We start from the raw sequence: 22220 nt of genomic DNA on the forward strand, positions 1-22220 counted from the left end.
CCCCGTGTCCCTCCTGCCTTTCTGTGAGGTTTTTCAAGGCTAAAGGGCTTTCGTGTTTTGACCGCTGCTGGCGGGGTTGCTAGGTTTGCGCATCAAGCGGGGGAGCACATCCCGCGGTACGGGACGGACATGAAGGACTAAGATGGCTGAGAGAACTGGACGCGGGGGCCCTGCGGCCCTGATGTTGGGCGGCGCCGCCGCTGTGGCCGTGGTGCTGGGCGGCTACGCGCTGGTTCAGTTCGGCGGCTTCGGCAGCGGGACGGGCGGCACCGGGACCGGTGCCGGGAAGGGCAGCGGGACCGCAGACAGCACCGCGTCGGAAGTGGCCCCGGCCGGGCGTGAATCCAACCAGCCCCTGACCGATATCCTGCTGCGCCAGGCGCAGGAGGACGCGGAGACAGCCACGCAGGCAGACCCCCAAAATACCGAAGCGGCAGAGGCGGCGGACACGTCCGTGCCGGACCAGCCGCCCGAGGATACGGCGGCGCTCGCCCCTGACGCGGAGGCAGACCCCAGCCCGGCGGCGGAGCAGGCTGCGGCGCCCGCCGGTGCGCCGGAAGCAATGGATGAAGGCGCGGCCCCCGCGGCAGAAAGCGCGGCCGAAAGCGCCTCAGCCCCCGCCGCACCGGAGCTGGACGCGGGCAACGATGGTCTCTTCGTGCTGCAAGCGCCGGAGCTGGGTCTCGTGCGGGTCGACCGCGACGGCGATGTGGTCATTGCCGGGCGGGCGCAGGCCGGGGTGCGAGTCTCGGTGCTGCTGGACGGGCAGGTGCTGGAGGAGATCCAGGTGCCGCAGGACGGGCAGTTTGTCTCGCTGGCGTCGATCGCATTTTCTGGCACCGCCCGGGTGATCTCGCTGCTGGCCGAGCATGAAGGGCAGAAGAGCGTCTCGGACAGCTCTTTCATCCTCGCGCCGGTGACAGTGCCGGATGCCGAAGCAGGGGCAGCCCCGGAGGCGGAGATGGCCGGCGCCGCAGCCCCGGAAGGGGCCGCTCCGGCAGAACCGGTGGAAGCGCAGGACCATGCGGCGGCCGTCCCGGCGGAAGACCCTGCCAAACCCGCGCCTGAAGGCGCCGCCGTGCCGGCAGGGGCAGGGGCAGAGGCCGTGGCTGAAGCTGCAGGCGCCGCGCCCGGGACCGGTCCGTCTCAGACCCCCGCCGCGGCTCCGGATCCTGCCGCGGGAACCGGAACCGCCATTGCCGTGCTGCGCGCGGATGCCGATGGCATCGAGGTGGTGCAGCCCGCGCCGCTGCCGGACCCGGCGCTCACCGGTGAGGTGGCGCTGGACGCGATCAGCTATTCCGAGGCGGGCAGCGTCGAGCTGGCCGGGCGGGCGCGGCCGCAGTCGCTGGTGCGCATCTACATCGACAACGCCCCGGTGGCCGAGACCGCGGCCGGAGGCTCCGGCCGCTGGACCCGCAGCTTCGCCGATGTGGCGCCGGGGATCTACACCCTGCGCGTCGATGAGGTGGAGGCGGAGACCGGCACGGTGCTGAGCCGCATCGAAACCCCGTTCAAACGCGAAGCGCCGGAGGACCTGGCGCTCCCCGCCCCCGAGGAGGTCCCGGCCGGCCACACCCCGCTGGTGCAGGCGGTGACGGTGCAGAAAGGCGATACGCTCTGGGCGATCTCGCAGCAGAACTACGGCAGCGGAATTCTTTATGTGCGCTTGTTTGAGGCCAACCGGGACGCGATCCGCAACCCGGACCTGATCTACCCGGGGCAGGTTTTCGCTATTCCAGACTGATATCTGATGAAAACGCGGCCCTCGGGGGCGCGTTTTTCACCTCTCCCCCCTCGTAAGCCCGGCCTTTGCTGCCTATCTCGCAAGGTCCAGCAAGGAAGACCGATGACCCAGACCGAGACCCCCTCCGCGCGGGAGGAACGCCGCTCCGGACTGCGCACGATGCGCAAGGTTGGCCCCTACCTCTGGCCCGAGGGCAACCGCGCCATCAAGATCCGGGTGGTGATCGCGCTGGTGGTGCTGGTGCTGGCCAAGCTGATCGCGGTCTACACGCCGATCCTGTACAAGGGGGCGGTTGACGGTCTGGCGGGCGAGGGCGTGCCGCCCCTGGCGCTGGGGGCGATCGGGCTCACCGTTGCCTACGGCATGTCGCGTATCCTCACCACCGGGTTCCAGCAGCTGCGCGATGCGGTCTTTGCCCCCGTCGGCCAGCGCGCCCTGCGGCGTCTGGCGCTGGAGACCTTCACCCACATCCACCGCCTGTCGATGCGCTATCACATCACCCGCAAGACCGGCGGCCTCAGCCGCATCATCGAACGCGGCGTGAAGGGGGTGGAGTTCCTGTTGCGCTTCATGCTGTTCTCCATCGGCCCGCTTATCCTGGAGCTTTCTCTGGTGGCGGTGATCCTCACCGTGATGTTCGATGCGCGCTACCTGCTGGTCGTGGCCGTCACCATCGCGCTTTATGTCGCCTTCACCTTTGCGGTGACCGAATGGCGGGTGAAGCTCCGGCGGGAGATGAACCGGCAGGACACCGACGCCAACCAGAAGGCGATCGACAGCCTTCTGAACTTCGAGACGGTGAAATATTTCGTCGCCGAGGAGCGCGAGGCGGCGCGCTATGACGGCGCCATGCGCGGCTATGCGGCGGCGGCGCTGAAGACCGCCTATTCGCTGGCGGCGCTGAACTTCGGCCAGAGCGTGATCATCACCGCAGGGCTGGTCGGCGTGATGGTGATGGCGGCGGCGGGCGTGCAGCAGGGCGGCATGACGGTGGGCGATTTCGTCATGGTGAACGCCTACATGATCCAGATCACCGTGCCGCTGAACTTCCTCGGCACCGTCTACCGCGAGATCCGCCAGAGCCTGGTGGACATGGGCGAGATGTTCGACCTTCTGGAGCAGCCCGCCGATGTGACCGACCGCAAAGGCGCGAAGCCCTTGCAGGTGAACGGCGGCCGCATCACGCTGGAGGATCTGCGGTTTTCCTATGACAGCGGCCGGGAGATCCTGAAGGGCGTCAGCCTGGAAGCGCAGCCGGGGCAGACCGTTGCCATCGTCGGCTCCACCGGGTCGGGCAAGTCCACCATCGGGCGGCTGTTGTTCCGGTTTTATGACGTGACCGGCGGTGCCTTGAAGATCGACGGGCAGGACGTGCGCGATGTCACCCAGAAGAGTCTGCACGCCGCGATCGGCGTGGTGCCGCAGGACACCGTGCTGTTCAACGACACCATCCGCTACAACATCGCCTATGGCCGCGAGGGCGCGACCCGCGAGGAGGTCGAACAGGCCGCCCGCGATGCCCAGATCCACGATTTCATCAATGCGCTGCCCGAGGGTTACGAGACCCAGGTCGGCGAGCGCGGCCTGAAGCTGTCGGGCGGGGAGAAGCAGCGGGTGGGGATTGCCCGGACGCTGCTGAAGAACCCGCCGATCCTGCTCTTGGACGAGGCCACCTCGGCATTGGATACCGCGACTGAGCAGGACATCCAGGAGGCGCTGGCGCGGGCCGGGCAGGGGCGCACGGTGATCACCATCGCGCACCGGCTGTCGACCATCGCCGAAGCCGACCGCATCGTCGTGCTGGAACAGGGCGAGATCGCCGAGACCGGCACCCACGGGGAGCTTCTGGCCCGGGACGGCCGCTACGCCGCGCTCTGGCGGCGCCAGCAGGCCAGCGAACAGGCCGCATGAGCGGGCCTCCTATCCGCCGACGTAAACGCCATCCCTGGGGTAGTAGAAAACCTTCTGATTGTGCAGCCGGCCGAGAAGCTCATGGATACGGCGCAGCTGTGCTTCGGTGTCCTGGGCGGGACCCTCCCCGCCCGCGGGCGCGTCGGCCAGCTCATCCCGTCTGCGCCTGAGCGCAGTTTCAATCAGATCCATGTCATCGACCGACAGGGCAAACATCTCGTTGAACTCGGGCATCTCCGCCTCCATGCACTGAGCCAAGCGGCGCCTGAGGCCCGGCTGGGCGCGGCACCTTGGGAACAGGATGGGGGAGGCAGGGGCGTTTGGCTAGAGGGGAGGAGCTGCGCGGCTCGGGCAACGCCCGTGCATCACGCGGCAGGGCGCATATCCGCCAAACGCGGACAACGTCCGGCCGGTGGCCTGCGAAGAGCCCCTGACCCTTCCCGCCGGCGGAGCCGGTGGCCTGCGCCGTTGCAAGTTGGACCAGGCCGGAAGCAGAGGTCAGGACGAATTCATCGTTTTTCGGCCGCCGCGACAACAGTCGGCAGCATGCTGTCCACGCACAGCGGCATGGCGAAGCTGGCGACGACACCCGGCGTGCGGGCAGCCTCCGATTTCTCTGCTGCCGAAAGGACAATCGTCGGGATATTCTTCCCCATCAGCCAGTCTAAAGCCTGACGGGACTGATCATCCCAGGACCGCAGGTCAACAATAGCCGCGTCAAAACTGCGGGAATCCGTTGTCTTCAGTTCGTGCAGATCATAGCCGTACTGGTAGAACGCAGCATACCCGATCGAACTCAAGGCTTCCTCGATATCGATTGCAAGCACTGCGTTCCCGGTTAGAAGAACAATCATTTTGCGGTCGTGAGGCGCGGTCTTGGTCATATCAGCCTCCTTAATCCACTATAGTACAATTTTCAAGAAAATTTATTTTTTTCAATTGCTTATGTTGATGCCCTTTAGGCGCCTGAACAGATTGCGCGACTTGCGCAACCGGCTGTGCCGGCTGAACCTGGCTTCTTTGCGTCGCTTGATCACGTGGCTCAGGCGGCGTAAACTGAGTAAGTGTGCGACCACGTGGAGTTGATTCATGGCGACTGCGAAGAGGATGGAGCGGCTTCAGATCATGGTCTCGGAGGAGGAACTCCGCGCGCTGGACGATTTCCGTTTTGCGGCGCGTATGCCAAGCCGGGCTTCGGCGGTCCGTGAACTGCTCCGCCGCGGTCTCTCCGCAGAGGGCTATTTCGCTCAGGCGGATGGCGGGGAGGCCTCGGGCAGCTTCGGCATTCTGCGGTCCGAAGAATAGGATTCTCCATGTCCCGGGCGCGGGCAATGGGTCAGCGCCGTTCTTGCCGCCCGGCGGCGGTGAGCCTGCGGGGGCTTGCTCTCCTCCCTGGATTGCGCGCCGTCGGATGCGGTCGGGGCCGGTCCGGCACGGGGGCGGCTAGTCCGGCATTCCGGGGTCTTCCAAGGTAGCGGCCCATGTCTGCGACCAGGCGCCCAGGGGTTTCAGCAGGTGAAACAGCTCGGTGCCGGTGGCGGTCAGCTGGTAGCCCGCCTCGCACCGCGTCACCAGGCCGCGGGCCGTCAGCTCCTTCAGGCGTTTGTTCAGCACCGTGGGCGAGACGCCCTCGCAGCTCTCCTGAAGCTGGCGGAATGTCATCGGGCGCTGGGAGAGCTGCCAGACCACCCCCAGCGCCCAGCTGCGGCCCAGAAGATCGAAGAGCGCCATGATCGGCTTGCCCGACTTCGAGCCGCGCACCGGCCGGCCGGGGGCAGGGACGTTCAGGGGCATGGGTTTTCCTCCTTGCTACATTTTATGTAGCGGTTTAGTGCTACGGATTGTGTAGCATATTTGCAGGGAGTTGCCATGCTCTTTCTTCCTCCTCTGGCCGCTGTGGCGGCCTCTTTCGGCTGGGCCACGGGCATTGTGCTGGCGCAGCGCCCGGCGCGGATGCTGGGCGCTTTCGAGTTCACGCGGATCCAGCTGATTGCCTGTTCGGCGCTGCTGGCCGCGCTGTGCAGCGCGCTTGGCTACTGGCAGTCAATTGTCTGGAGCTTCTGGCCGTCTTACGCCGCAAGTATCTGTATCGGCATCGTTCTGGGCAATCTGGCGATGATCGAATGCCTGCGGCGGGCCGGGCCGCGGCGGACCGAGCTGTTGCTGTCGCTGAAGGCGCCGCTGGTTGCGGGCATGGCGTTTCTGTGGCTGGGGGAGGTGCCCTCGGCCACGGACGTCTCGGGCGCGGCGCTGGCGCTGTGCGGGGTCGGGCTGGCGATCCGATTCGGGGCTGACGAGCGGTCCGAAAGCGATGCCGCGACCGGCAGTATGGCCGTGATCGTGCTGCTGGGGGTGGCAGCGACCGGGTTTCAGGGTTTTGGCTTCCTGGTGATGAAGCCCGCGATGCTGGCAGGCACCGAGCCACTCGCGGCTTCGGCGATCCGGCTGCTCGGGGCGGCGTTTGTGATCTCGGTCGCGGCGCTTTGGCCCGCGCGCCTGTTGCGCGGCCAGAGCGAGCTGTCGCCCTGGCTGTTGGGGCGGACGGTGCTGCCGGGGGTCATCGGGTATGGCGTCTCCTCGTCGCTGCTGCTCTATGCCTTTGCCCATTTCGACGCGGGCATCGCTGCCGTGCTGGGCTCGCTGTCGCCGGTGCTGGTGCTGCCGATCCTGTGGCTGAAGGAGGGGCTGGTGCCGCCCGTCCCGGCCATCGCCGGGGCGCTGCTGGCGGTGGCGGGGACGACGGTTATTGTCGTGGCCTGAGATGCGGGGGGAGCCGCGGCACCTCAACCCCAATAGCTCCGCCGGAGCCCGGCCCTGTGCGGTTCGGAGTCCAGCCGGATGACGACCCTTTCCAGCGCGGCTATTCTCATTCTCATGTCCGGTTTGCCGGCAAGATGCTTGGGGGCGGCGGCCTTGTTCCGCGCTGGGGAGGAGTGCCACCGGACCCTGCGCGCGTGGTTCGTCCGGCTGCGCCCCGCGCGGCAAGAAGCCCCGCCAGTCCGGCGGAGCTTCTGCTTACTCGGCCGCGCGCAGGCGGTCGGGATCGAGCGCGGTGTCCCCGGCCTCCTCAGGACTGCCGGGGACGGGCCAGAGGATCTCGGTGGTGGGCAGGCGGCGGGCCTTCTTGAGCAGGCGCGAATCCTGCGCGATGCGGCTGCTGCGGCCGCGGGTGATGCGCGAGAGCATCCGCCCCAGCGCCCGCATGTAGGTGGAGAACCAGACCCGGATTGCCAGCAGCGACGGCGTCACCACCAGGGTCAGCACCGTGGCGATGCCAAGACCGAAGACCACCGCCGTTGCCAGCTGCTTCCACCACAGCGCGGTGGGGCTGTCGATGGAGTAGCCGCCGTTGATGAAATCGAGGCTGATGCCGAACATCATTGGCGCGAGGCCCGCCATCGTGGTGATGGTGGTCAGGAGCACCGGGCGGATACGCGCCTCGGCGGTGCGGATGATTGCCTCCAGCCGCGGCATCTTCTGGCTGAACTCCTGATAGGTGTCGATCAGCACGATGTTGTTGTTCACCACGATCCCCGCCAGAGCGACGATGCCGGTGCCGGTCATGATGATCGAGAACGGCTGCTGCATCACCATCATGCCGATCAGAACGCCAGTGGTGGAGAGCACCACCGCCAGCAGCACCAGCACCGCGTTGTAGAAGCTGTTGAATTGCGCCAGCAGGATCACGAACATCAGCCCCAGCGCGCCGGCAAAAGCCTTGGACAGGAAGGCACCGGATTCCTCCTGCTCCTCCTGGTCGCCGGTCCATTCCCAGGAAATGCTCTTGGGCAGCGGGTCGGTTTCCAGCCATTCGGTGAGGAGGGCAATGCGCTCGTTGGGGTTGACCGGGCTGACGCGGGCGCCTTCGTCGAGGGCTTGCTGCACAGCGGCAGCATCCTCGGCTTCGGTGAGCTGGACCAAGGTGTAAGTCTTGCCATTGGCAGCGGTGAGGGTGCCGTCCGCCGCGGCGCTGTCCTCAGCGCGTTCCTTGACAACGGCCAGCGTCTCGCCGCCCTCGCCATTGACCACCTTGCTCAACCCCGGCTCCACATCCGCCTTCACGTCATAGAAACGCTCCTGCCCGATGCGGTTGATCTGGGCGAGCTTCGGCACCGGCTTGCGGGAGATGAAGTTGGAGAGCGGCACCAGCCCGTCAGATGTGCGCACCTTGAGGCTGTCGAGGGTGGACAGCACCCGGTCTTCCTCCGGCAGGCGGACGCGGATGTCGATCTCCTCGTCCGAGCTGTCGACGCGCATGGTGTCGAGGAGAATACCGCGGGTCACCAGCTGCACCATCGCGCCCACGGTGGCGACATCGGCGCCGTAGCGCCCGGCTTCCTCCACGTCGACGTCGATCTGCCAGTCGATGCCGGGCAGCGGCAGGCTATCTTCGATCAGGGTGAGGCCGGGGGTGGCCTCGAACTGCGCACGGGCGGCGTTGGTGGCGGCGGTGAGGTCGTCCCAGCTGTCGCCCCGCAGGCGCAGGTGCACCGGCTTGCCGGTGGCAGGGCCCTGGGCGAGCGAGCGCACCTCGACCGCGAAGCCGGGCAGCTGGCCGAGCGCGGCGTTCAGCTGGTCGATCACGAAGTCGCCGTCGAAATCGGTTGCGGTGACCTGGCGCGTGACCAGCCCGCCGAGCCAGTCCTCGTCCTGGGTCGGGCGGTCCTCCCAGGGGATGATCTCGAACTGGACCTGGCCGATGGTGTCGGGCGGAATCTGGGCGCCGGAGGCATCGGTGTTGAGCCCGCCATCTCCGGCAAAGGCAAAGACGTTGATGACGGCAGGGTGGGAGAGGATCACCTCTTCGGCCTGCTGCACCATCTGGTCCTTCTCGGTGAGCGAGAGGTTGCCGCGGGCACGGACATAGGCCGTCGCCTGCTCGGGCTCGGATTCGACGAAGAATTCGACGCCGTAGTTGTTCTCGCCGAAGGTCTTGAACACCGTCAGGATGGCAAACGCCACCACCGCGAGGGTGACCACCGGCATCACCGGGTTGCCGGCGATGAACTTGATCACATGGCCGAAGGGGGTGTGGTGGTAGCCGGGCGCGACCTCCTTCTGGGTGCGGGTGATCTTGGCCGCGCCCAGGGTGATGGAGGCGGCAAAGGCCGAGAAGATGAAGACCAGCCCGCCGAACAGCACGCCCGCCATGGGCGGGGTGCCCGCGGGCAGCAGGTAGGCCGGGTTCAGCATCTGCATCGCGCCGGCAAACATCCCCCACATCGCCACCGGCACCAGGGCCGCGCGCAGCCACCAGGGGGCAATCATGCGCAGGGTGTGGGAGGCGCCGTCAAACAGGCGGCTGATGCGGCCGGTGACGCCGCCCATGACGGGCAGGTAGATCAGCGCCACCACCAGCGAGGCCGACAGCACGAAGATCAGCGTGACCGGCAGCATGCCCATGAACTCGCCCGGCACGCCCGGCCAGAACAGCATCGGCAGGAAGGCGCAGAGCGTGGTCGCGGTGGAGGAGACGATGGGCCAGAACATGCGCTGCGCCGCCTCGACGTAGGCGTGCATCGGGCCGGTGCCCTCCTTGATACGCTTGTCGGCGTATTCCACCACCACGATGGCGCCATCGACCAGCATGCCGACCGCGAGGATCAGGCCGAACATCACGATGTTGGAGATCGAGATGCCCATCACGGCGAGGAAGGCGAAACACAAAAGGAAAGAAGTCGGGATGGCAAAGCCGACAAGCAGCGCCGCCCGGCTGCCAAGCGCCGACAGCACAACGATCATCACAAGTGCGATCGCGGTCAGCACCGAACCTTCGAGCTGGCTCACCATCGAGCCGACGACGCGGCTCTGATCGTTGGAGGTGCCGACGGTGACGGCGGCCTGCAATTCGCGCGGCCATTTCGACTTGGATTCCTCCAGGGTCTGCTTGACCAGCTCCACCGTGTCGATGAGGTTGTAGCCCTTGCGTTTCACCACTTGCAGCGCCACCGTGTCCTCGCCGTTGAAACGGGCGGTGCCCTTGCGGTCCTCGAAGGTGAAGTTGATCTGGGCCAGCTCTCCGAGCGTCACGACGCGGCTGCCGTTGGTTTTGACCGGCAGCGCGTAGATGTCCTGCACATCGTCGAAGGAAGAGGGGATCTTGACCGCAAAGGTGCCTTGCGCGGTTTCCACTTCGCCCGCGGCGATCAGCTGGTTGTTGTTCTGCACCACATTGATGAGTTCAAGGGCGGTGACGTTGTAGGCCTCCAGCCGCAAGGGGTCGATCAGCACCTCGACCATCTCGTCCCGGTTGCCCGCGACACCCGCCTCCAGCACCGCGTCGAGAGCTTCAAGATCGTCCTGCAAGTCCTTGGCAATACGGGCCATCGTGCGTTCCGGAACGGCGCCGGTGAGGTTCACGATGACAATCGGAAATTCGGAGAAGTTGATCTCGTTGATGGTGTATTTCTCGGCGCCCTCGGGGAACTCGGCCTCGGCCTTGTCCATCGCGTCGCGCACATCCGCCATCACCGCGGTCTTGTCCCAGCCGAACTCGAACTCCAGCGCCACCCCGGCATAGCCCTCGGCGGCGGTGGAGGTCATCTTGTCAAGCCCGTCGAGATCGGCAAGCTCGGTCTCCATCACCTTGACCATCAGGGTCTCGGAGTCCTCGGCCGAGATGCCGGGGAAAGGGACGGAGATGAACAGTGCGGGGATTTCGATGTCCGGCTCGCCCTCCTTGGGCAGGCTGGAATAGGCAAAGCCGCCGACCAGAAGCGAGATCACGATAAAGGCGATGACCATACGGGCCCGGTTGGCGGCCCAGCTGACGATGCCGGTCACTGTTCGATCTCCCCTGCAAGTTCCGGATCAAGCGCCCGGTAGGTGGCGGCGACAGCGACGCCCTCGGTCACGAAGTCCTGGCCCACCACGATCACCCGGGCGCGCTCCGGCAGCCCGCCGAGCCAGACGCCCTCGGCCTCGTCGCGCAGGATGGTGACGGGGACAAAGCCCACGGTGTCGTCCTCGCGCACGGTGCGCACGCCCAGGCGGCCCTCGTTGTTGAGGGTAAGGGCGGATTGCGGCAGCCTATGCGCCAGCGTGCCGTCCGAGGAAATCGCGATATCGGCGGTCTGGCCGTCGCGGATGCGGATATCCGGGTTCGGCACGGTGATCTCCACCTCGAAGGTGCGGGTGGCGGGATCGGCGGCGCGGCTGATGAAGGTGACCTGACCCTGGATCTGCTCGCCGCTGAACAATTCGGCCCCGGCAGCAGCACCGAGGGCGATCTTGTTGACCTCGGCTTCGGGCACGAAACCCACCACCTTGATAGGATCCAGCTGGATTACCGTGGCGCAAAGACTGCCAGGCTGCATGAGGCTGCCAAGCTCGGCGGCGTCGGTTTCCAGATGCCCGGCGAAGGGTGCGGTGAGGGTGAGCCGCCCGATCTCGCGCGTGGCGGCGGCGACGGCGGCCTGGGCGGCGCGCTCTGCCGCCTCGGCCTCGGCCAGACGGGTTTCGGAGGCATAGCCGCCCTTGGACAGTTTGGTGGCGGCGGTGAAGTTGATTTCGGCCTCCTTCAGCCGCGCCTCGGCTTCAATCAGGGCGGCCTGCCGGGTGCCGGGATCCAGCTTGCACAGCACATCGCCCGCTGCCACCTCGGCGCCCTTGCGCAACGGCTCGGAGATCACGGTGGAGGTGGTTTCGGCCCGCACCTCGACCTGGCGCAGGGCCTGGGTTTCACCCCGCAGGATCACCGCGCTGCCGATGGTGCGGGCCTTGCTTTCGATGGCGACGACGCCGACGCGGCGGGTGTCATCCGCCGTCTCTTCCGGGGCGGCCTGAACCGCCTCAGGCGCGGGCTCCGCCGCCGAAGCTTCGCCGCGGGCAAAGGCCAGCAGGCTGTCGCGCTCGATGACCACGAGATAAAGCGCTCCGGTCACCACGGCGGCGGTCAGCAACGGTACGATACGCATGTCGGGCCTTTCCTTACGTCTTGCCCGCATCCCGGCGGGGCAGCCTGGGGTCATTCGCGGCCCGTCTGCCTGCGGCTGCGGGCGTCGCGCGAATGTGATAGGAGTGATATAGGCGATGTCCAGACTAAACTAAGTAGTTTAGATCACATTTCTCGCTTTTATGCGCGCGAACGCTTGATTTACCACCCGGCGGCTGCGGACCGGACTGCTTTGCCCCGCCCGGAACGGCCACTTGGCGCCGCCTGAAACGGGCCACTTGGCGCCGCCTGAAACGGGCCACTTGGCTTGTCCGGGCGGGCAGGGTATGAGGGGCGCAACCTATTCAATACCCGGCACTTGCCGCGCAGACGCAGAGGCCCCGCATGAGCGACACCGACAGCTTTATCGATGAGGTGACCGAGGAGGTCCGCCGCGACCGTCTCTTCCTGATGCTGAAGCGCTATGGCTGGATCGGCGGCGTGGCGGTGGCGCTGATCGTCGGCGGCGCGGCCTACCGCGAGTATTCCAAGGCGCAGGATACTGCCGCGGCGCAAGAGCTTGGCGATGCGGTGAATGCTGCGCTGGAAAACGAAGACAGCGCCGCCCGGGCCGAAGCGCTGGCGGCTGTCAGCGCCGAGGGCGCGGGCGGGGCGGCGATTGTCGCCATGCTGGAGGCCGGCGCCCTGGTCGAGGCCGGCCAGACTGCGGATGCGGTGGCGGCGCTGGAGGCGGTTGCAAGCAACGGCGATCTGCCGCTGATCTACCGCCATGTCGCAAGCTTCAAGGCGCTGAACCTCCAGGCAGTGACCCTGGGTGCCGAGGACCTGCGCCTGCAATATGAGGCGCTGGCCCAGCCCGGCGCGCCGCTGGCGCCGCTGGCCTCGGAACAGCTTGCGCTGCTGGACATCCAGGCGGGCGACACTGACGCCGCAATCGCGCGCCTGCGCGCCATCGCGGAGGACGCCGCCGCCGGTGCGGACTTGAAAGAGCGCGCAACTCAGGTAATCGTGGCGCTCGGCGGCGCGGCCGATGCGGACGCGGCGCCCGGGGGATAACTGGCAGCGCAGCGGCATTTTCGGCTTCGCAACGAAAAAAAGGCAAACAGGGCAAGGCAATGACAGCAGCGAAACGTTTTCCGAAGGCCAGGGCCTTCCTGTGCGGCTCGGCCGTGGCCGTGTTGCTGGCCGCCTGCGCGGAAGAAGAGATCATCCTGCAGGGCGAGCGCGAGGATATCCGGCCCGACGCCGTCCGGGAGGTGGTGAACGAAGCCCGCCCGATATCCCTGCCGCAGCAGACGGCCAATGCCGCCTGGCCCCAGGGCCACGGCGCCGAGGCCAGCCGCACCGCGCATCCCGCTTTGGCGGCGGCGGTGCAGCGGATCTGGACCACTTCCATCGGCGCCGGCGACAGCCGCCGCCAGCGCATCACCGCAACCCCCGTCGCGGGCGGCGGGCGCATCTTCACCCTGGACAGCGGCGCCCGCGTCTCGGCAGTGTCGCCGCAGGGCGCGCTCCTTTGGCAGCGCGAGCTGATTCCCCCGGCGGACGAGGAAGGCCAGGCCACCGGGGGCGGGCTCGCCTATGATGGCGGCGTGGTCTATGTCTCCTCGGGCTATGGCGTGCTTACCGCGCTCAACGCGGAATCCGGCCAGGTGATCTGGCGCCAGGAGCTGGACGCCACCGGCTCCGGCCAGCCGCGGGTCAGCGGTGATCTGGTCTACCTGGTGGCGGGCGACGATACCGGCTGGGCGGTCAACACCAAGACCGGCCGCATCGCCTGGCAGGTCGATGCCGTGCCGTCGGACGCCAACATCCTCGGCGCGCCCGCGCCCGTGGTAACGCGCGACCTTGCGATCTTTGCCTTCGGCTCGGGCGATCTGATCGCCACCTTCCGCCAGGGCGGCCTCAGGCGCTGGAGCGCCTCGGTGGCGGGCAAGCGCACCGGCTTTACGCTCGCGCGGATCAGCGACGTGACCGGCGCGCCGGTGGTAGATGGCGGCAGGCTTTACGCGGGCAACCACGCGGGCCGCACCGTGGCCTTTGACCTTGAGAATGGCGAGCGGCTGTGGACCGCGCGCGAAGGTGCCGCGGGCACTGCCTGGCCTGCGGGCGGCAGCCTGTTCCAGGTCAGCGACCAGAGCCAGCTGCTGCGGCTGGATGCCGCCACGGGCGAAGTGATCTGGGCCGTGGACCTGCCCGGCTTCGTCAAGGACAAGCCCGGCAAGCGCGGCAAGATCTACACCCATTACGGCCCGGTTCTGGCGGGCGGGCAGCTGGTGCTGGCCTCGGGCGACGGTCTGTTGCGCTTCTTCGACCCGGTCAGCGGCCGGCTTATGCGCACTGCGGAGCTGCCGGGCGGGGCCGGCACCGCGCCGGTGGTTGCGGGGCGCACCCTTTACGTGGTTTCCTCGGACGGCGAATTGCACGCCTACCGCTAGCGATATTTGCGGACTGGCGGTTTCCGGGCAGATGCGTTATGGGGCGCGTCTGAAACGCAGAAAGTTGGTCCGATGTCCTTTACCCTCGCAATCGTGGGCCGTCCGAATGTGGGCAAGTCCACCCTGTTCAACCGTCTTGTCGGCAAGAAGCTGGCGCTGGTGGACGACCAGCCCGGCGTCACCCGCGACCTGCGCGAGGGCGAGGCGCGGCTGGGCGATCTGCGCTTTACCGTGATCGACACCGCAGGGCTGGAGGATGCCACCGACAACTCGCTGGAGGGCCGGATGCGGCGCCTGACCGAGCGCGCTGTGGAGATGGCCGACATCTGCCTGTTCATGATCGACGCGCGCGCCGGCGTGACGCCGGTGGACGAGCTGTTTGCCGAGATCCTGCGCAAGCGCTCGGCCCATGTGATCCTCGCCGCCAACAAGGCCGAGGGCAACGCCGCCGAGGCGGGGGTGCTGGAAGCCTACGGGCTGGGCCTGGGCGAGCCGCTGCGGCTGTCGGGCGAGCATGGCGAGGGGATGCCGGATCTCTATGGCATCCTGCAGCCGCTGGCCGAGAAGTTCGAGCAGGTGGCCGAGGACAACGCCCCGGTGATCGACGTCGAGATCGACGAGGACGGCGAGTTCGACGCCGACGCAGCCGTGCCGGAGCCGACCGCCGCCAAGCCGCTGCAGGTCGCCGTGGTGGGCCGGCCGAACGCGGGCAAGTCGACGCTGATCAACAAGATCCTGGGCGAGGAGCGCCTGCTCACCGGGCCCGAGGCCGGCATCACCCGCGATGCGATCTCGCTGCGGATGGACTGGCAGGGCACGCCGATGCGGGTGTTCGACACCGCGGGCATGCGCAAGAAGGCGAAGGTGCAGGAGAAGCTGGAGAAGCTTTCGGTCTCCGACGGGCTGCGCGCGGTGAAGTTTGCCGAGGTGGTGGTGGTGCTTCTGGACGCCAGCATCCCCTTCGAGCAGCAGGACCTGCGCATCGCCGACCTGGCCGAGCGCGAGGGCCGCGCCGTGGTGGTTGCGGTCAACAAGTGGGACGCCGAGGACGAGAAGCAGGAGAAGCTGCGCGACCTGAAGGAAGCCTTTGCCCGGTTGCTGCCGCAGCTGAGGGGCGCGCCGCTGGTCACCGTCTCGGCCAAGACCGGCAAGGGGCTCGACCGGCTGCACGGCGCCATCCTGCGCGCCTATCGGGTCTGGAACCGCCGGGTCCCGACCGCGGCGCTGAACCGCTGGCTCACGGGGATGCTGGAGCAGCACCCGCCGCCGGCCCCGCAGGGCAAGCGCATCAAGCTGCGCTACATGACCCAGGCCCGCACCCGGCCGCCGGCCTTTGTGGTGATGTGCTCGCATCCCGACAAGCTACCCGAAAGCTATTCGCGCTATCTGGTGAACGGGTTGCGTGAAGATTTCGACATGCCGGGCACGCCGATCCGCCTGTACATGCGCGGGCAGAGCGATAAGAACCCCTACAAGGGCCGCCGCAAGAAGAACGCAGGCGCGCTCACCAAACACCTGAAGGACCGCCAGCGCTGAGCCCTGGCAGGCCGCTCCGGGCGAAGAGCGCAGCGCTCCCGCCCGGGCTGCGGCCTTCCAATGGAAGAGCTGGCCCCGCCCAAGCCGCGCGCCGCCCCTTCCGGGCGGCGTTGTGGCGTTTGGGGCTGGACGCGCCGCGCCGCGCGCTAGCGTTCTGGGAGCGCAGGCCACCGTCAAATTGCTCTAAAGATTGAATATTCCATCCGCGCAGGGTCTTGTCTTGGCGCCGGGACAGATTACCTCTGGAAAAGCCTTGGACGGGCCGCAGCATTTCATGCGGCTTTCACAGAGTGAATTTACGGATGGCGCCATGGATCTGAGGGCACATACGCGCAAGTACTGCGACAAGGACAACCGGCTGGCGGCGCTCAGCTATTTCGGAACCTTTGCGGTTTACTTCGCGGCGCTCTATCTTGCTATCATCCATGTCGAGCGCTGGTACGTGCTGCTGCCCGCGGGCATTGTCTTTGCCTTTGCGGCGGTGCGGCTTTACGTCTTGCAGCATGACACCGGGCACCATTCGCTGTTCGAAACGCGCCTCCAGAACGAGATCGCGGGCCATGTGCTGTCGCCCTTCACCTTTGCGCCGTTTGAGGTGATGAAGCAGAACCATAACCTGCATCACGCCAACATCGGCAACCTCGAACACCGGGAGACCGGTGAGATTCACACGATGACGGTAAGGGAATGGCGGGAGGCGGGGTTCTGGAAGCGGCTGGCCTACCGGCTTTACCGCAATCCGCTGGTGCTGGTGCCAGTGGGCGCGGCATTCACCTATTTCCTCCGCTACCGCTGGCCCAAGAATACCCTGCGCTTCGGTGTGCTGGGGGTGGTGCTGCACAATCTGGTGATCATCGCGATGCTGTCGTTGCTTTATTGGGCGGCGGACTGGACCGGGGTTCTGGTCTGGCTGGTGTTTTCCTTCCTCGGCGGCATGATCGGGGTGTTCCTGGTCTACCTGCAGCACAATTTCGAAGACACCTATTGGGACCGGCGCCCGGAGCTGAATCCGCAGGTGGCGGCCTTGCAGGGCTCTTCCTGCCTCGATTTCGGCTGGTTCTTCGACTTTGCGGTTGCCAATATCACCCTGCATGACATTCACCATTACAATGCCCGCATCCCTTCCTACCGCCTGCGGCAATGCCACTACAGCCTGCCGCCGCAGGCCGGGCTGCGCCGGATCGGCTTTATCGAGGCCCTGCGCGCGCTGTCGCTGAAGCTCTGGGATGAGGAGCAGGAGCGGCTGGTGCCCTTCCCGGCCTGATCCGGGGGCGGGACAGGACAGAAGGGGGCCGCGGGCACGGGCAGGCACAGGGATATTGCATGACACATACAAACGGGGCGGAGCCAGGGAACAGGGGGCCGGCAACCGCGAAAAGGAAAGCGAAGGACGTGGCAGCGGGAAGCGCGGAGGCCAGCCGGGCGGACTATGACGCGGCGCTGGCGGAGGCGCAGGCGGCGCGGGTGGCGGCCGAGGAAAAGGCGGCCCGCGCCAAGGCCAAGGCCCGCAAGGCCAAGCGCAAGGCGGCGCTGCTGGCCGAGGAGATTGCCGACGCCCGCCTCAAGGCCAGGAAGAAGGCGCGGAAACTGAAGGCCAAGGCCAAGAAGGAGATCGCCAAGGAAAAGGCCAAGGCCCGCGGGATCCTGGAGGAGAAAGAGCGCGCCAAGGCAGGGAAGCAGGCGAAGAAGAAGACCTAGGCGCCTGCCCAGCCGGGGCTTGGGACACCAGGAGCGTTTTTCTGTTTCAACACCGGGGAGCAATCGCCCGTGCTTGAGGCAGAGAGCCGTGCATCGGCGGAGCGCGCGGGGGCGATCCCAGCGGGAATGGCGGGCAGTTTAACCCGGCGAAGCCCGTGCGGCCTTTCGAGGCAGCACTCAGCCGCAGCCAAATCGCCGCCGCGTGGGGGCGCGGCGCCGATGCGCGGCGGCCTTACGGCCTTGTTCCGCGCTTTGAAGTGTCCATAATCGGCGCGAGAGCGTGAAGCGTGCGCCGTAATCCCTTTTTCTTAAAAGAAAAACCGGCACCGCGAGGGCGCCGGTTCCGCTGTCCGGAAAGTTCGCCGGATCAGACCAGCCGGCCCTCTGCCGTGAGCGTCAGCTTGCCGCCAAGGTAGGGCGCCAGTACTTCGGGCAGCTGCACCGAGCCGTCCGCCTGCTGGCCGTTTTCCAGCACCGCGATCAGGCAGCGGCCCACCGCAAGGCCGGAGCCGTTCAGCGTGTGCAGGAACTGCGGCTTGCCGCCGCCTTCGGGCTTGAAGCGGGCGTTCATCCGGCGGGCCTGGAAGTCGCCGCAGTTGGAGATCGAGGAGATCTCGCGGTAGGTGTTCTGACCGGGCAGCCAGACTTCGATGTCGTGGGTCTTACGCGCGCCGAAGCCGATGTCGCCGGTGCACAGCACGACGGTGCGGTAGGGCAGGCCCAGGCGCTCCAGGATGCCCTGGGCGCAGGCGGTCATGCGCTCGTGCTCCTCGCCGCTCTTGTCCGGGCGGGTGACGGAGACCATCTCCACCTTTTCGAACTGGTGCTGGCGCAGCATGCCCGAAGTGTCCTTGCCCGCGGAACCCGCTTCGGAGCGGAAACACTGGGTGTGAGCGACATAGCGGCGCGGCAGGTAGCCTTCCTCCACCACCATGCCGTTCACGATATTGGTCAGCGTCACCTCGGCGGTGGGCACCAGCCACCAGCCGTTGGTGGTCTGGTAGCTGTCCTCGCCGAACTTGGGGAGCTGGCCGGTGCCGTACAGCATCTCTTCGCGGACCAGAACCGGCGTCCAGGTCTCGGTGAGGCCGTTTTCATCGACATGGGTGTTGACCATGAACTGCGCCAGCGCCCGGTGGATGCGGGCAATGGCACCGGAGAGGACCACGAAGCGGCTGCCGGAGAGCTTGGCCGCGGTCTCGAAATCCATGCCGTCCTTGACGCCTTCGATTTCGAAATGCTCCTTGGGTTCGAAGTCGAGCGCCTTGGGCTCGCCCCAGCGGTGGATTTCGACGTTGTCGTTTTCGTCTTCGCCCTGCGGCACGTCGTCGAACGGCAGGTTGGGAATGGCCATCAGCATGTCGGTGAGCTGCCGGTCGAGTTCCTTGGCTTCGGCGTTCATCGCCGCGACCTCGGCCTTCTTCTCGGCCACCAGGGCGCGCAGGCGCTCGAACCCGGCCTCGTCGCCGCGGCCCTTGGCGGCGCCGGCCTCCTTGGAGGCCTTGTTCTGCTCGGCCTGGGCGGTCTCGGCGGCGAGGATCTTGGCGCGGCGCGCCTCGTCCAGGGCCAGGATCTCAGACGACACGCCCGCATCCCCGCGCCGCGCCACAGCGGCGTCGAATGCGGCAGGGTTTTCGCGGATGGCGCGGATGTCATGCATGAGGGTCACTCCTGGCTTGCAATGGGGGCTCTGAATCACTGCCCCATCCTATGCCGCAGCAAGGGCCAAAGGGGAAGGGGGAAGGGGGTGAGTGGGAGGCGTGCCGTCGCGCAGGACAAGGCCGCAGGCCGCCGCGCACCGCCGCCGCGCGCCCGCGCGGCGGCGGTGCGGCGCACGCGAGCGGACGGGCTTTTGCATTTGCCGTCCCGAAGCGGCCGGTGAGCCTTGCAACCCTTCCCCCCAGCGCATAGGTTCCGCTGCAAAATTCCGGCGCGGATCGTGCCGCTTTGAAAGAAGGAATACCCCATGGACGTTGGCGCAATCGGCCAGTTTCTCCCGCTCATCCTGATCTTCGTGATCATGTACTTCCTGCTGATCCGCCCGCAGCAGAAAAAGATGAAACAGCATCAGGCGATGGTCGACGGGCTGCGCCGCGGTGACCAGGTGGTGACCCAGGGTGGCGTCATCGGCAAGGTCGCCAAGGTCAAGGAAGACGGCGAAGTCGAAGTGGAAATCGCCGACGGTGTGAAGGTGCGCGTGGTCAAGGCGACCATTGCCCAGGTGCTGAGCAAGACCGAGCCGGCAGCGTAAACCGCCCAATCCAACCCATTGATAAGGCAGGGCAATGCTGCAAATTGATCGCTGGAAAAGGGTTCTCATCTGGCTGGCCTGCGTGGCCGGCCTTTTGCTTGCCCTGCCCAATGCATTCTATACCCGCGTCGAACAGGCCAACGATGCCGCGGCCGAAGTTATCGCCCGCGGCGAAACCCCGGAGCGGCTGGAGACGGCTGCGCAGTGGCCCGGTTTCCTGCCCTCGGGGCTGGTGAACCTCGGGCTCGATCTGCGCGGCGGCGCGCATCTTCTGGCCGAGGTGCAGGTCGAGGACGTCTATGAAGCGCGGATGGATGCGCTGTGGCCGGAAGTGCGCGATGCGCTCCGCCCCGAACGCGCCGCCATCGGCACCTTCCGCCGCCAGCCGGGGCCGGAAGACCAGATTCGCCTGAAGATCTCGAAACCCGAAGGCATGGCGCGCGCGCTGGAAGTGGTGCGGGGGCTCGCCAACCCGATCGCCACGCTGACCGGTGCGGGGGCAAATGACATCGACGTCTCGGCCGAGGGCGACATCCTGGTGGTGCGCCTGAGCGACGCCGAGAAGCTGGCCTCCGACGACCGCACCGTGCGCCAGTCGCTGGAAATCGTGCGCCGCCGGATCGACGAGGTCGGCACCCGCGAGCCGACGATCCAGCGCCAGGGCGCCGACCGCATCCTGATCCAGGTGCCGGGCATCGGCTCCGCTTCGGAGCTGAAGGAAATCATCGGCACCACCGCGCAGCTGACCTTCAACCCGGTGGTGGGCCGCGGCAGCGACAAAGATGCTGCTCCGGGCGTCGGCAACAAGGTAATCCCGTCGCTGGACGAAGAGGGGGTCTATTATACCGTCGAGGCCGCCGCCGTCGTGACCGGCGAGCAGCTGGTCGACGCGCAGCCCTCCTTTGACCAGAACGGCCAGCCTGCTGTCACCTTCCGCTTCAACACCTCCGGTGCGCGCAAGTTCGGCGACTACACGGCGGAAAACATCGGCTCGCCCTTCGCCATCGTGCTGGATGACGAGGTGGTCTCGGCCCCGGTGATCCAGTCGCATATTCCGGGCGGGTCGGGCATCATCACCGGCAATTTCACCATCGAAGACAGCACCAATCTGGCGATCCTGCTGCGGGCGGGCGCGCTGCCTGCCGGCCTGGAGTTCCTCGAGGAGCGCACCATCGGCCCCGAGCTGGGCCAGGACAGCATCGACGCGGGCAAGGTGGCGACCGCCGTCGCCTTCGGCGGCGTGCTGATTTTCATGGCGCTGAGCTATGGTCTGTTCGGTCTCTTTGCCAACGTGGCGCTGGTGCTGAACATTGCGATGATCTTTGGCGCGCTGAGCCTCATCGGCGGCACGCTGACGCTGCCGGGCATTGCCGGTATCGTGCTGACCGTCGGCATGGCGGTGGACGCCAACGTGCTGATCTTCGAGCGTATCCGCGAGGAGCTGAAATCCGGCCGCGGCCCTGCGCGGGCCATCGACGAAGGCTATTCCAAGGCGCTGAGCGCCATTCTCGACGCCAATATCACCACTTTCATCACCGCGGTGATCCTCTTCGCCATGGGCTCCGGCCCGGTGCGCGGCTTTGCGATCACCCTGGGCCTGGGCATCCTGACTTCGGTGTTCACCGCGATCTTCGTGACCCGGCTGATGATCGTGATGTGGTTCGAACGGCGCCGTCCGAAAACGATCGAGGTGTAAGATGCGGCTTAGACTTGTTCCCAAGGAAACCTCTTTCGATTTCTTCAAGCGCGCCCGGCTATGGCTGGGGATTTCGGCCCTGATGATGGTGGTGGGCTTTGCCTCCTTCCTGTTTCAGGGGCTGAACTTCGGCATCGACTTCCGCGGCGGCACCACGATCCGCACCGAAGCCACCCAGCCCGTTGACGTGGGTGCCTACCGCGATGCGGTACAGACGCTGGAGCTGGGCGATATCTCGATCACCGAGGTGTTCGATCCGACCTTCGGCCCTGATCAGAACGTGGCGATGATCCGCATCGAGGCGCAGGAGGACGGCGAGGCGGTTTCGGCCGCGATCGTCGCCGATCTGCAGGCGGCGCTCGATGAGGTGGCGCCCGGCATCAAGTTCGTCTCGGTCGAATCGGTGGGCCCGAAGGTATCGGGCGAGCTGGTGCAGACCGCGGTGATCGCGGTGGCGCTCGCCATTGCGGCGGTGCTGGTCTACATCTGGCTGCGGTTCGAATGGCAGTTTGCGCTGGGGGCCGTGGCGGCGCTGGTGCATGACGTGATCCTGACCATCGGCGTCTTCTCGGAGCTGCAGATCAAGTTCGACCTCGCCATCATCGCGGCGCTGCTGACCATCGTCGGCTACTCGCTGAATGACACCGTGGTGGTCTTTGACCGGGTGCGCGAGAACCTGCGGCGCTACAAGCAGAAGCCGCTGGACGAAGTGCTGAACATCTCGATCAACGAGACGCTGAGCCGGACCATGATGACCTCGGTCACCACGCTCTTGGCGCTGATCTCGCTTTATGTGCTGGGCGGCGACGTGATCCGCGGCTTTGTCTTTGCGATGATCTGGGGTGTTGTGGTGGGGACTTACTCCTCTGTCTTCGTGGCCTCAACGATCCTGTTGAAGCTGGGCGTGAAGCGCGACTGGAACAAGCCGAGCGCTCCGACAGGCAACCAGTTTGCCAATATCGACGCCTGAGAGCTGAAGCAGCTTTGACAGTGAAAAGCCGCGGGGGATCCTCGCGGCTTTTTTCTTGCTTGGCACCCGGCGCTGCGCT

General features: G+C 66.6%; 18 protein-coding genes. 12 read left to right on the forward strand and 6 right to left on the reverse strand.

Translation table 11 applies throughout. From position 1 onward, the window contains the following. Positions 1–142 precede the first annotated feature (142 nt). Entirely contained in the window at positions 143–1747 is a 1605-nt protein-coding gene (locus ACOHX0_RS17705; protein WP_420678479.1) for a LysM peptidoglycan-binding domain-containing protein, read from the forward strand. A 102-nt stretch (positions 1748–1849) separates the two neighbouring features. Next, entirely contained in the window at positions 1850–3658 is a 1809-nt protein-coding gene (locus ACOHX0_RS17710) for an ABCB family ABC transporter ATP-binding protein/permease (RefSeq protein WP_420678480.1), read from the forward strand. A gap of 9 nt (positions 3659–3667) precedes the next feature. Here the strand turns inward: ACOHX0_RS17710 and ACOHX0_RS17715 are convergent, their stop codons facing one another. Next, positions 3668–3892: a hypothetical protein gene (locus ACOHX0_RS17715; protein ID WP_420678481.1), complete on the reverse strand. Its 225-nt coding sequence runs from the start codon at positions 3890–3892 to the stop codon at positions 3668–3670. Between the two features lie 275 nt (positions 3893–4167). Further along, positions 4168–4542 (reverse strand): hypothetical protein, encoded by a 375-nt coding sequence (locus ACOHX0_RS17720; RefSeq protein ID WP_420678482.1) that lies wholly within the window; start codon positions 4540–4542, stop codon positions 4168–4170. A gap of 205 nt (positions 4543–4747) precedes the next feature. Between ACOHX0_RS17720 and ACOHX0_RS17725 the strand changes: the two genes are divergently transcribed. Continuing rightward, positions 4748–4963 (forward strand): hypothetical protein, encoded by a 216-nt coding sequence (locus tag ACOHX0_RS17725; RefSeq protein WP_420678483.1) that lies wholly within the window; start codon positions 4748–4750, stop codon positions 4961–4963. A 138-nt stretch (positions 4964–5101) separates the two neighbouring features. On the opposite strand, the gene ACOHX0_RS17730 is transcribed toward ACOHX0_RS17725, so the two are convergent. Next, positions 5102–5452, reverse strand: a complete 351-nt coding sequence (locus ACOHX0_RS17730) for a winged helix-turn-helix transcriptional regulator (protein WP_420678484.1) — start codon at positions 5450–5452, stop codon at positions 5102–5104. A 75-nt stretch (positions 5453–5527) separates the two neighbouring features. Between ACOHX0_RS17730 and ACOHX0_RS17735 the strand changes: the two genes are divergently transcribed. After that, entirely contained in the window at positions 5528–6418 is an 891-nt protein-coding gene (locus tag ACOHX0_RS17735) for an EamA family transporter (protein WP_420678485.1), read from the forward strand. Positions 6419–6673: 255 nt separating this feature from the next. Here the strand turns inward: ACOHX0_RS17735 and ACOHX0_RS17740 are convergent, their stop codons facing one another. Both ACOHX0_RS17740 and ACOHX0_RS17745 read right to left on the reverse strand, forming a co-directional pair. Next, positions 6674–10441 carry an efflux RND transporter permease subunit gene (locus tag ACOHX0_RS17740; RefSeq protein ID WP_420678486.1) on the reverse strand — a complete coding sequence of 1256 codons (3768 nt, stop codon included), beginning with the start codon at positions 10439–10441 and terminating at the stop codon, positions 6674–6676. Next, the gene (locus ACOHX0_RS17745; RefSeq protein WP_420678487.1) at positions 10438–11574 is read right to left on the reverse strand and encodes an efflux RND transporter periplasmic adaptor subunit; all 1137 of its coding nucleotides are present in this window, start codon (positions 11572–11574) and stop codon (positions 10438–10440) included. The genes ACOHX0_RS17740 and ACOHX0_RS17745 overlap by 4 nt, the downstream gene beginning before the upstream one ends. A gap of 362 nt (positions 11575–11936) precedes the next feature. Here ACOHX0_RS17745 and ACOHX0_RS17750 point away from each other — a divergent pair, with 362 nt between their 5' ends. The 5 genes from ACOHX0_RS17750 to ACOHX0_RS17770 all read left to right on the forward strand — a co-directional run bounded on the left by ACOHX0_RS17750 (position 11937) and on the right by ACOHX0_RS17770 (position 17224). After that, positions 11937–12608 (forward strand): hypothetical protein, encoded by a 672-nt coding sequence (locus tag ACOHX0_RS17750; protein WP_420678488.1) that lies wholly within the window; start codon positions 11937–11939, stop codon positions 12606–12608. A gap of 59 nt (positions 12609–12667) precedes the next feature. Continuing rightward, positions 12668–13990, forward strand: a complete 1323-nt coding sequence (locus ACOHX0_RS17755; protein ID WP_420678489.1) for a PQQ-like beta-propeller repeat protein — start codon at positions 12668–12670, stop codon at positions 13988–13990. 72 nt (positions 13991–14062) lie between these two features. Next, positions 14063–15526 carry a ribosome biogenesis GTPase Der gene (gene der / locus ACOHX0_RS17760; RefSeq protein WP_420678490.1) on the forward strand — a complete coding sequence of 488 codons (1464 nt, stop codon included), beginning with the start codon at positions 14063–14065 and terminating at the stop codon, positions 15524–15526. Positions 15527–15836: 310 nt separating this feature from the next. Further along, on the forward strand, positions 15837–16790 hold the full coding sequence (locus tag ACOHX0_RS17765) for a fatty acid desaturase (protein WP_420678491.1): 954 nt from the start codon (positions 15837–15839) through the stop codon (positions 16788–16790). 128 nt (positions 16791–16918) lie between these two features. Beyond that, complete coding sequence (locus ACOHX0_RS17770) at positions 16919–17224, forward strand: hypothetical protein (protein ID WP_420678492.1); 306 nt, start codon at positions 16919–16921, stop codon at positions 17222–17224. A gap of 367 nt (positions 17225–17591) precedes the next feature. On the opposite strand, the gene serS is transcribed toward ACOHX0_RS17770, so the two are convergent. After that, positions 17592–18884, reverse strand: coding sequence for a serine--tRNA ligase (gene serS, locus ACOHX0_RS17775; RefSeq protein WP_420678493.1), 1293 nt, complete (start codon positions 18882–18884; stop codon positions 17592–17594). Positions 18885–19190: 306 nt separating this feature from the next. Between serS and yajC the strand changes: the two genes are divergently transcribed. The 3 genes from yajC to secF are packed head-to-tail and all read left to right on the forward strand — an operon-like array spanning position 19191 to position 22141. Continuing rightward, positions 19191–19475, forward strand: coding sequence for a preprotein translocase subunit YajC (yajC, locus tag ACOHX0_RS17780; RefSeq protein WP_420678494.1), 285 nt, complete (start codon positions 19191–19193; stop codon positions 19473–19475). A 34-nt stretch (positions 19476–19509) separates the two neighbouring features. Continuing rightward, positions 19510–21171, forward strand: a complete 1662-nt coding sequence (gene secD, locus ACOHX0_RS17785) for a protein translocase subunit SecD (protein ID WP_420678495.1) — start codon at positions 19510–19512, stop codon at positions 21169–21171. A gap of 1 nt (position 21172) precedes the next feature. Next, entirely contained in the window at positions 21173–22141 is a 969-nt protein-coding gene (gene secF / locus ACOHX0_RS17790; RefSeq protein ID WP_420678496.1) for a protein translocase subunit SecF, read from the forward strand. The last annotated feature ends 79 nt before the right edge of the window (positions 22142–22220 follow it).

The organism is Cribrihabitans pelagius, from assembly GCF_048820915.1.
In the GTDB taxonomy this organism is placed as follows: Bacteria; Pseudomonadota; Alphaproteobacteria; order Rhodobacterales; family Rhodobacteraceae; genus Cribrihabitans_A; species Cribrihabitans_A pelagius.

What these genes read in the sequence shown, in the direction of transcription:
- ACOHX0_RS17725 (WP_420678483.1), top strand. Translation starts at nt 4,748, where the DNA reads ATGGCGACTGCGAAGAGGATGGAGCGGCTTCAGATCATGGTCTCGGAG.
- serS (WP_420678493.1), bottom strand. Translation starts at nt 18,884, where the DNA reads ATGCATGACATCCGCGCCATCCGCGAAAACCCTGCCGCATTCGACGCC.
- ACOHX0_RS17750 (WP_420678488.1), top strand. Translation starts at nt 11,937, where the DNA reads ATGAGCGACACCGACAGCTTTATCGATGAGGTGACCGAGGAGGTCCGC.
- ACOHX0_RS17755 (WP_420678489.1), top strand. Translation starts at nt 12,668, where the DNA reads ATGACAGCAGCGAAACGTTTTCCGAAGGCCAGGGCCTTCCTGTGCGGC.
- ACOHX0_RS17710 (WP_420678480.1), top strand. Translation starts at nt 1,850, where the DNA reads ATGACCCAGACCGAGACCCCCTCCGCGCGGGAGGAACGCCGCTCCGGA.
- ACOHX0_RS17765 (WP_420678491.1), top strand. Translation starts at nt 15,837, where the DNA reads ATGGATCTGAGGGCACATACGCGCAAGTACTGCGACAAGGACAACCGG.
- ACOHX0_RS17730 (WP_420678484.1), bottom strand. Translation starts at nt 5,452, where the DNA reads ATGCCCCTGAACGTCCCTGCCCCCGGCCGGCCGGTGCGCGGCTCGAAG.
- ACOHX0_RS17715 (WP_420678481.1), bottom strand. Translation starts at nt 3,892, where the DNA reads ATGCCCGAGTTCAACGAGATGTTTGCCCTGTCGGTCGATGACATGGAT.
- secD (WP_420678495.1), top strand. Translation starts at nt 19,510, where the DNA reads ATGCTGCAAATTGATCGCTGGAAAAGGGTTCTCATCTGGCTGGCCTGC.
- yajC (WP_420678494.1), top strand. Translation starts at nt 19,191, where the DNA reads ATGGACGTTGGCGCAATCGGCCAGTTTCTCCCGCTCATCCTGATCTTC.
- ACOHX0_RS17735 (WP_420678485.1), top strand. Translation starts at nt 5,528, where the DNA reads ATGCTCTTTCTTCCTCCTCTGGCCGCTGTGGCGGCCTCTTTCGGCTGG.
- ACOHX0_RS17720 (WP_420678482.1), bottom strand. Translation starts at nt 4,542, where the DNA reads ATGACCAAGACCGCGCCTCACGACCGCAAAATGATTGTTCTTCTAACC.
- der (WP_420678490.1), top strand. Translation starts at nt 14,063, where the DNA reads ATGTCCTTTACCCTCGCAATCGTGGGCCGTCCGAATGTGGGCAAGTCC.
- secF (WP_420678496.1), top strand. Translation starts at nt 21,173, where the DNA reads ATGCGGCTTAGACTTGTTCCCAAGGAAACCTCTTTCGATTTCTTCAAG.
- ACOHX0_RS17705 (WP_420678479.1), top strand. Translation starts at nt 143, where the DNA reads ATGGCTGAGAGAACTGGACGCGGGGGCCCTGCGGCCCTGATGTTGGGC.
- ACOHX0_RS17745 (WP_420678487.1), bottom strand. Translation starts at nt 11,574, where the DNA reads ATGCGTATCGTACCGTTGCTGACCGCCGCCGTGGTGACCGGAGCGCTT.